The sequence below is a fragment of the Methylibium sp. T29-B genome, assembly GCF_000576225.1.
Classification (GTDB): Bacteria; Pseudomonadota; Gammaproteobacteria; order Burkholderiales; family Burkholderiaceae_C; genus Methylibium; species Methylibium petroleiphilum.
This window is the reverse complement of record NZ_AZSN01000376.1, coordinates 1-866: the sequence shown is the minus strand read 5'-3', so window position 1 is coordinate 866 and position 866 is coordinate 1. Positions and strand designations below refer to the sequence as shown.

Here is an 866-nt window from a genome sequence, read left to right as displayed (position 1 = left end):
GGCGGCGTCCTGCTGCTGGGCTGGGCGGTGCTGCCGCCGCGTTCGCGGCTGGGCGACCGTGCGCTGCTGGCGCTGCAGGCCGGCGAGGTGGCGTTCAACGGCTGGATCAAGGTCGCCGCCGACGGCGGCGTCGCGCTGGCGATGAACCGCAGCGAGATGGGCCAGGGCGTGCACACCGCGCTGCCGATGCTGGTGGCCGAGGAGCTCGACATCGGCCTCGACCGCGTGCGGCTGGTCCAGGCTGGCGCCGATGCGGTCTACGGCAACGTGGCCACCTTCGTCGCGTCGCTGCCCTTCCACCCGCGCGACAGCGAGCCGGGCCGCAGGACCGCGGTGGTGAAGGGCGGCGAGTGGGTCGTCGCCAAGCTGGCGCGCGAGCTCGGCATCAACATGACGGGCGCGTCGACCAGCATCGTCGACGCCTGGGAGCCGCTGCGGCTGGCTGCGGCCACGGTGCGGGCCCAGCTGGTGGGAGCCGCCTCGCTGCGCTGGCGCCTGCCCAAGGAAGAGATCGTGGTGCGCGACGGCGTCGTGTCGCATGCCTCCGGCGTGCACGCGCATTTCGGTGAGCTCGCCAGCGCGGCTGCCGGCACGCCGGCCGGTGACGTGGCGCTGAAGCCGCGTGCCGCCTGGACGCTGATCGGTCGCGACACGCCGCGCACCGATGTCGTCGCCAAGAGCAACGGCAGCGCCGTCTACGGCCTCGACGTGCGGCCCGAGGGCCTGCTGTACGCCGCAGTGCGCATGTGCCCGGTGCTCGGCGGTGCGCCGCAACGCATCGGCAACGAGGACGAGGTGCTGCGCCGCCCCGGCGTGCAGCGGCTGGTGCGCCTGCCGGCCCGGGCCGGCGCGACCGCCGGCGTTGC

At 74.9% G+C, this 866-nt stretch carries 1 protein-coding gene; it reads left to right on the top strand.

Translation table 11 applies throughout. The annotated features are described in order from the left end of the window. Positions 1-866, top strand: an 866-nt coding sequence (locus tag Y694_RS22030) for a molybdopterin cofactor-binding domain-containing protein (protein WP_155935902.1), incomplete at both ends; no start/stop codon positions are given.